The following is a 7,483-nucleotide window of genomic DNA, read 5'->3' on the forward strand; positions in this document are numbered from 1 at the left end:
ACCCGCCGGGGACTCCACCTCGAGTGGGCGTGCCCCAGTCGGCCCCCCCCCCCACCCCCGCGTGGCCCGGCCCCCGCCACGATTCCTCTCGCTTGTGCCACGAGCGGGCAATACGCCGCCAAAATCTGGCCGGGAAGCGCTCTTGCCGTACAACCGGCCGCACCCCTCACGGATCTGATCGCGTGAGTCGACCGACTCCACGATCACTTCTCCCTCCAGGGGAACGCATGCGCATACGTGCCACCGTGGCCGCCGTCTCCGCCGCCCTGGCCCTCTCCGCCTTCGCCGTGCCGGCCGCGCACGCCGCCGGCTCGACGCTCGACGTCACCTTCTCCAGCATGAAGGTCAACAGCGGCAAGGCCATCACCGTCGGCGCCACCTCGACGGTCAAGGTCAAGGCGACCTACACCCTGACCCACCCGTCCGGCGTGAGCGTCGCCAACGTGCTCAGCGGCCCGGTTCTCTACCGCGGTACCTCGGCGAAGGACGCCGACACCCAGGTCGTCAGCGACGCCCCGGGGACCTGCACCACCGTCTCCTCCACCACCCTGCACTGCTCGGCGACGATCACGCTCCCGGCCTCCGATCTGTACAACGCGGACGCCGGTACGTGGAAGCAGGGCGGTGTCGCGGTCGACGCCAAGTCCGGAGTTCAGAAGTGGCAGAACGACCTGGGCACCATCCCGGTCCGCCGTGCCGCCAAGCTCACCGCCGACGCGACGCCCGAGCCGGTGAAGAAGGGCGGGACCATCACGGTCACCGGCAAGCTGACCCGTGCCAACTGGGAGACCGGCAAGTACGCGGGCTACGCGACCCAGCCGGTGAAGCTGCAGTTCCGCAAGAAGGGCTCCAGCACCTTCACGACGGTCAAGACGATCAAGAGCTCGTCGACGGGCGCGCTGAAGACCACGGTGACGGCGTCCGCGGACGGCGACTTCCGCTACAGCTTCGCGGGCACCTCGACCACCTCGGCGGTCAGCTCCGCGGCCGACTTCGTCGACGTGCAGTAGCAGCGGTAAAGCCCGAGCGGCAGTGAAGCCCGCCCGAGCCGGGCGCTAGGCGGGAAAGCGGCGGTCGACCCATTTCCACAGGAACTCCAGGGCGACCGCCGCCACCACGGCGACGGCCACCGCCGTCCACGGCATGGCGACCCCGACGAGCTTCAGCGCGAAGAAGCTCTGCAGCGCGGGCACGATCAGCACGAACAGGAACGCCACGCCCATCGAGGCCACCAGGGCCACCCGCCACCAGGTGTAGGGGCGGGCGACGATCGCCAGGACCCACATCGAGATCAGGAAGAGCGTCAGCGTGGCCGCGCTGGTCTCCGCGTCCAGTGCGTCCGGTCCCGTGTAGTGGTGTCGGGCCAGCAGGTACGTCAAGAAGGTCGCCACTCCGGCCACCAGGCCGCCCGGGATCGAGTACCGCATCACCTGCCGCACGAAATGGGGCCTGGCACGTTCCCTGTTCGGCGCGAGGGCGAGGAAGAAGGCGGGGACGCCGATGGTGAGGGTGGACAGCAGGGTCAGGTGCCGCGGCAGGAACGGGTACTCGACCTGCCAGCACACGACCAGGACGGCCAGCAGCACCGAGTAGACGGTCTTCACCAGGAACAGGGTCGCCACCCGGGTGATGTTGCCGATGACCCGTCTGCCCTCCGCGACCACCGAGGGCAGGGTGGCGAAGCTGTTGTCGAGCAGCACGATCTGGGCGACCGCGCGGGTGGCCTCGGAACCCGAGCCCATCGCCACGCCGATGTCGGCGTCCTTGAGCGCGAGGACGTCGTTGACGCCGTCGCCGGTCATCGCGACCGTGTGCCCGCGCGACTGGAGCGCGCCGACCATGTCCCGTTTCTGCTGCGGGGTGACGCGGCCGAACACCGTGCCCTCGTCGAGGGCGCTCGCCATGTCCCGCCGGTCCTCCGGCAGCCGGCGCGCGTCCACCGTCGTACCGTCGAGCCCGAGCTTGGCCGCGACGGCACCCACCGACACGGCGTTGTCGCCGGAGATGACCTTGGCGCGGACGTGCTGGTCGGCGAAGTAGCGCAGGGTGTCGGCGGCGTCCGGGCGCAGCCGCTGCTCCAGTACGACGAGGGCGGTGGGCTTGGTGCCCTTGATGACGTCGGAGTCGTCGAGGTCCCGGGTGGCGCGCACGAGCAGCAGGACGCGCAGGCCCTCCTCGTTGAGCCGCTCGGTTTCGGACAGTGCCGGGTCGCCGTCGTCGAGCAGCACGTCGGGCGCGCCGAGGAGCCAGGTGCTGGTCTCGCCGTCGCCCTCGCTGAAGGCGGCGCCGCTGTACTTGCGGGCGGAGGAGAAGGGCAGCGATTCGACGCAGCGCCACTCCTCGCTGTCCGGGTAGGCGTCGATGACGGCCTGGAGGGAGGCGTTGGGGCGGGGGTCGGACTCCCCGAGCGCCCCGAGGACCTTGCGCACGTACGACTCGTCGCTGCCGTCCAGCGGCCGCAGCTCGGTGACGTCCATGCCGCCCTCGGTGAGCGTGCCCGTCTTGTCGAGGCAGACGGTGTCGACCCGGGCGAGGCCCTCGATGGCCGGGAGTTCCTGGACGAGGCACTGTTTTCGGCCGAGCCGGATGACGCCTATCGCGAAGGCGACGGAGGTGAGGAGGACCAGGCCCTCCGGGACCATGGGGACGATTCCGCCGATGGTGCGGGCGATCGCGTCCTTCAGGTCGTTGTTCTTTACGACCAGCTGGGTGACGACCAGGCCGAGGGCGGCCGGGACCATCATCCAGGTGACGTACTTCAGGATGGCCGAGATGCCGGTGCGCAGCTCGGAGTGGACGAGGGTGAAGCGGGAGGCCTCCTCGGCGAGCTGGGCGGCGTAGGCCTCGCGGCCGACCTTGGTGGCCTTGAAGGCGCCGCCGCCGGCGACGACGAAGCTGCCGGACATGACCTCGGCGCCGGGGTGCTTGACGACGGGGTCCGCCTCGCCGGTCAGCAGGGACTCGTCGATCTCCAGCCCGTCGGCCTCGGCGCACACCCCGTCGACGACGATCTTGTCGCCGGGGCCGATCTCTATGAGGTCGTCGAGCACGAGTTCGGAGGTGCCGACCTCGACGGCGGCCCCGTCGCGGCGGACGGTCGGGCGGGCCTCGCCGATCACGGCCAGTGAGTCGAGGGTCTGCTTCGCCCGCCACTCCTGGACGATGCCGATGCCGGTGTTGGCGATGATCACGAAGCCGAAGAGGCTGTCCTGGATCGGGGCTACGAACAGTGTGACCAGCCACAGGACCCCGATGATGGCGTTGAAACGGGTGAAGACGTTCGCGCGGGCGATCTCGGAGAGCGTACGGCTGCTGCGGACCGGGACGTCGTTGACCTCACCGCGGGCGACCCGCTCCGCGACCTCGGCGGAGGTCAGGCCGGTCGACGGGGGTGCCTTCGGGACGGGCACCGGGTGCACAGGATCCAGCTCCGCGCCCGCGTCGATGTGCGTCATGCATTCGACGTTACGTGCGGATTTGAGGCTTCACATGCCGAGTGGCCGGAAGATCCGACCTGGGGAGGAGAGAGGTCGTGCGGTGGTAGTACGGCCCTACTCGGCCGTCGCCGTCTCCAGGGCCGCCGCCCGCTTGATCGCCGCGTCGCGCCTGCGGACGTACCAGATGCCGATCAGCCCGAGGCCGGCGCCGGCCAGACAGGTCCACAGCCACCAGGTGTGGCCGTGGTCGTCGAACCAGCCGTAGAAGGGCAGCTGGACCAGGAAGAGGACGAACCAGAGGATCGTGCCGCCGGTGATGGTGGCGACCACGGGGCCCTCCAGGGGCTCCGGCGCCTCGTGCTTGGGGGTCCACTTCGCCATGCGCACAGCTTACGAGGCGGGCGCGGCACCGAGGAGGCTGCCGGGGGCTTCCGGTGTCTACGCGCGGAGATAGCGATCTCGTACTCATACGTTCATACTGAAACCGTTTGTCTCTGACCGCTTCTGATCGTAGGAAAGTCCAAAGGTTCTCGGGGGAGTCCCTTTGGTGATGAGGTTCCCGCATGTCCACCTCGGCACCGGCCAAGGTTCCCGCCCCCGAACAGCCGGGCAGTGAGCCCGCGTACGGCGCGCTCGACCGCTACTTCAAGATCTCGGAGCGGGGCAGCACGCTGCCGCGCGAGATCCGTGGCGGCTTCGCCACGTTCTTCGCGATGGCCTACATCATCGTGCTGAACCCGATCATCCTCGGCAGCGCGAAGGACATGTACGGGCATCAGCTGAACAATGGTCAGCTGGTCACGGCCACTGCCGTCACCGCCGCGTTCACGACGCTCCTCATGGGCGTGATCGGCAACGTCCCGATCGCCCTCGCCGCCGGTCTCGGCGTGAACTCGGTGGTCGCGCTCCAGCTGGCGCCGCGCATGTCGTGGCCCGACGCGATGGGCATGGTCGTGCTCGCCGGCTTCGTGGTCATGCTGCTCGTCGCCACCGGGCTGCGCGAGCGCGTGATGAACGCCGTGCCCTACAGCCTGCGCAAGGCCATCTCCATCGGTATCGGCCTGTTCATCATGCTGATCGGCCTCGTCGACTCCGGCTTCGTCAGCCGCATCCCGGACGCCGCCCACACCACCGTCCCGCTCCAGCTGGGCGCCGACGGTCACCTCAACGGCTGGCCGGTCCTGGTCTTCATCCTCGGCGTGCTGCTCACGCTCGCGCTCATCGTGCGGAAGGTCCCCGGCGCGATCCTCATCTCGATCGTCGCGATGACCGTGCTGGCGCTGATCATCGAGGCCGTCGCCAAGGTGCCCTCCTGGGGTCTCACCACCCCGAAGTGGCCGGGCAACCCCGTCTCCAGCCCGGACTTCGGACTCATCGGCCAGGTCAGCCTGTTCGGCGGGTTCTCCAAGGTCGGCGTCCTGACGGGCATTCTCTTCGTCTTCACCGTCCTGCTGTCCTGCTTCTTCGACGCCATGGGCACGATCATGGGAGTCAGTGACGAGGCCAAGCTGACCAACGCCAAGGGTGAGATGCCCGGCATCAACAAGGTGCTCTTCGTCGACGGTCTCGCGGTTGCGGCGGGCGGCGCCAGTTCCTCCTCGGCCACGACCGCCTTCGTGGAGTCCACGGCGGGCGTCGGCGAGGGCGCGCGCACCGGCTTCGCCAACGTGATCACCGGCGGGCTGTTCGCCGTGGCCCTGTTCCTGACTCCGGTCGCCACGATGGTCCCGTCCCAGGCCGCCACCCCGGCACTGATCGCGGTCGGCTTCCTGATCCTGGCCGGCTCGGTGAAGGAGATCGACTGGGCCGACTACACCGTCGCGATGCCGGCCTTCGTCACGATGGTGATGATGCCGTTCACCTACTCGATCACGAACGGCATCGGCATGGGCTTCATCACCTTCGTGGTGCTGCGGCTCGCGGCCGGGCGCGGCCGCGAGGTGCCGGCGCCGATGTACGTCGTCGCCGCCGTTTTCACGTTCTACTACCTGATGCCGGCCCTCGGCCTGACGTGAGCCTCGCTCACGTGACCCCGTAGAACTTCTCCGTCTCCTCGACGGCGGCCTGGAAGCGCTCGTCGAAGTCGTCGCGAATGAGCGTCCGGACCACGTAGTCCTGGACGCTCATTCCTCTTTTCGCCGCATGGCGCCGGAGCCGGTCGAGGAGCTCCCGGTCCATCCGCAGGCTGAGCACAGTGGTCCCCATGCACACGAGGGTCGCCACATCCGGTGGTCCCGCGCGTCACTTTCCGGAATCGACTCACTCATACGGGTGATGCGAGGGTTCAGTGGCCAGGGTCACGGGCATCCCGGCGTGTCGCCGGTGGTCCTTAGCGAGAGTAATGAGTTACTCTAAAGAACATGCCGGACCTTACCCATGGCGACGACGCTGCCGCCGTGAACTCCCTGCGCTCCGCCGTGATGCGGTTGTCCCGTCGGCTCAAGCACCAGCGGGTCGACGAGTCGCTGAGCCCCACCGAGATGTCGGTGCTCGGCACCCTGTCCAACTGCGGCAAGGCCACGCCGGGCGAACTCGCCCGCAAGGAGCACGTCCAGCCGCCGTCGATGACCCGCATCGTGGCGCTGCTGGAGGCCAAGGGCCTGGTCAGGCTGGAGCCGCACCCCGAGGACAGACGCCAGAAGGTCGTCACCCGGACCGAGCAGGCCGAGGCGATGCTCGAGGAGAGCCGCCGCAAGCGCAACGCGTTCCTGGCCGGCCTGGTCGAGGGCCTCGACGAGGACGAGTGGGCGAAACTCCGCGCCGCCGCCCCCGTGCTGGAGAAGCTCGCACACCTGTAAGCCATTTTCGCGAGGAGGCGAACCCACTTTGAGTACGGGATCCGGAGCAGCTTCCGCCCCCGCACCGACCACCCCCACCAGCCCTGGCCACCCCGCCAGGTCCTCGATGTTCAGCTCGCTGAGGATCCGGAACTACCGTCTCTTCTTCGTCGGCCAGGTCGTCTCCAACACCGGCACGTGGATGCAGCGCATCGCCCAGGACTGGCTGGTGCTCAGCCTCACCGGCTCCTCCGCGGCCGTCGGCATCACGACGGCCCTGCAGTTCCTGCCGATGCTGCTGTTCGGTCTCTACGGCGGCGTTCTCGTCGACCGTCTGCCCAAGCGCCGTACGCTGCTCGTCACCCAGACGTCGATGGCCCTCACCGGCATCGCACTCGCCGCCCTGACCCTCTCCGGCCACGTGCAGGTGTGGCACGTCTACCTCGCCGCCTTCGCCGTCGGCCTCGCCACGGTCGTCGACAACCCGGCCCGGCAGTCCTTCGTCTCCGAGATGGTCGGCCCCGAACAGCTGCAGAACGCGGTCAGCCTGAACTCGGCGAACTTCCAGTCCGCCCGCCTGGTCGGCCCCGCCGTCGCCGGCCTGCTGATCACCGGTGTGGGCACGGGCTGGGCCTTCCTGTTCAACGGCCTGTCGTTCGTCGCCCCCGTCGCCGGCCTGCTGCTGATGCGCGCGCGTGAGCTGCACGTGGTCGAGCGGGCGCCGCGCGGCAAGGGGCAGCTGCGGGAGGGCCTGCGCTATGTCGCCGGCCGCCCCGAGCTGATCTGGCCGATCGTCCTGGTCGGCTTCATCGGCACCTTCGGCTTCAACTTCCCGGTGTGGCTGTCGGCCTACGCCGACGACGTCTTCCACGCCGGAGCCGGCGCCTACAGCCTCTTCAACACCCTCATGGCCGTCGGCTCCCTGGTCGGCGCGCTGCTCGCCGCCCGGCGCGGCACCGCCCGGCTGAGAGTGCTGATCGCGGCCGCGGCCGCCTTCGGCACCCTGGAGATGGTGGCGGCGACGGCACCCGAGCTGTGGCTGTTCGCGCTGCTGATGGTCCCGATCGGTGTCTTCAGCATGACGGTCAACGTCACCGCCAACACCAGCATCCAGATGTCCACCGACCCGGCCATGCGGGGCCGCGTCATGGCCCTCTACATGATGGTCTTCCTCGGCGGCTCCCCGGTCGGCGCCCCGATCGTCGGCTGGGTCACCGACACCTACGGCGCCCGTGCGGGCTTCGCCGCGGGCGGCGCGGTGGCGGCGAC

The 7,483-nt window shown here is 69.2% G+C and carries 7 protein-coding genes; 4 read left to right on the forward strand and 3 right to left on the reverse strand.

The genetic code is table 11. The annotated features are described in order from the left end of the window. Positions 1–227: 227 nt before the first annotated feature. Positions 228–1,010, forward strand: coding sequence for a hypothetical protein (locus ACFW2E_RS09455; protein WP_384463866.1), 783 nt, complete (start codon positions 228–230; stop codon positions 1,008–1,010). Positions 1,011–1,055: 45 nt separating this feature from the next. Here ACFW2E_RS09455 and ACFW2E_RS09460 read toward each other — a convergent pair whose 3' ends face one another. Both ACFW2E_RS09460 and ACFW2E_RS09465 read right to left on the reverse strand, forming a co-directional pair. Next, entirely contained in the window at positions 1,056–3,455 is a 2,400-nt protein-coding gene (locus ACFW2E_RS09460; protein WP_384463869.1) for an HAD-IC family P-type ATPase, read from the reverse strand. A gap of 96 nt (positions 3,456–3,551) precedes the next feature. Beyond that, entirely contained in the window at positions 3,552–3,818 is a 267-nt protein-coding gene (locus tag ACFW2E_RS09465; RefSeq protein WP_384463872.1) for a DUF2530 domain-containing protein, read from the reverse strand. A 182-nt stretch (positions 3,819–4,000) separates the two neighbouring features. On the opposite strand from ACFW2E_RS09465, the gene ACFW2E_RS09470 reads away from it, so the two are divergent. After that, entirely contained in the window at positions 4,001–5,452 is a 1,452-nt protein-coding gene (locus ACFW2E_RS09470; RefSeq protein WP_384463874.1) for an NCS2 family permease, read from the forward strand. Positions 5,453–5,459: 7 nt separating this feature from the next. Here ACFW2E_RS09470 and ACFW2E_RS09475 read toward each other — a convergent pair whose 3' ends face one another. Continuing rightward, on the reverse strand, positions 5,460–5,642 hold the full coding sequence (locus tag ACFW2E_RS09475) for a ribbon-helix-helix protein, CopG family (RefSeq protein ID WP_384463877.1): 183 nt from the start codon (positions 5,640–5,642) through the stop codon (positions 5,460–5,462). Between the two features lie 155 nt (positions 5,643–5,797). Here ACFW2E_RS09475 and ACFW2E_RS09480 point away from each other — a divergent pair, with 155 nt between their 5' ends. Next, a complete protein-coding gene (locus ACFW2E_RS09480) occupies positions 5,798–6,235 on the forward strand; it encodes a MarR family winged helix-turn-helix transcriptional regulator (protein ID WP_384463880.1) in 438 nt (145 codons plus the stop codon). A 28-nt stretch (positions 6,236–6,263) separates the two neighbouring features. After that, positions 6,264–7,483: MFS transporter (locus ACFW2E_RS09485; RefSeq protein ID WP_384463882.1), on the forward strand; the 1,220-nt coding region annotated here is incomplete at its 3' end.

Source organism: Streptomyces sp. NPDC058964 (assembly GCF_042741275.1).
In the GTDB taxonomy this organism is placed as follows: Bacteria; Actinomycetota; Actinomycetes; order Streptomycetales; family Streptomycetaceae; genus Streptomyces.

Excerpts from the sequence above, each read along its gene's own strand:
- ACFW2E_RS09455 (WP_384463866.1), top strand. The coding sequence starts at position 228 with ATGCGCATACGTGCCACCGTGGCCGCCGTCTCCGCCGCCCTGGCCCTC.
- ACFW2E_RS09460 (WP_384463869.1), bottom strand. The coding sequence starts at position 3,455 with ATGACGCACATCGACGCGGGCGCGGAGCTGGATCCTGTGCACCCGGTG.
- ACFW2E_RS09465 (WP_384463872.1), bottom strand. The coding sequence starts at position 3,818 with ATGGCGAAGTGGACCCCCAAGCACGAGGCGCCGGAGCCCCTGGAGGGC.
- ACFW2E_RS09470 (WP_384463874.1), top strand. The coding sequence starts at position 4,001 with ATGTCCACCTCGGCACCGGCCAAGGTTCCCGCCCCCGAACAGCCGGGC.
- ACFW2E_RS09480 (WP_384463880.1), top strand. The coding sequence starts at position 5,798 with ATGCCGGACCTTACCCATGGCGACGACGCTGCCGCCGTGAACTCCCTG.
- ACFW2E_RS09475 (WP_384463877.1), bottom strand. The coding sequence starts at position 5,642 with ATGGGGACCACTGTGCTCAGCCTGCGGATGGACCGGGAGCTCCTCGAC.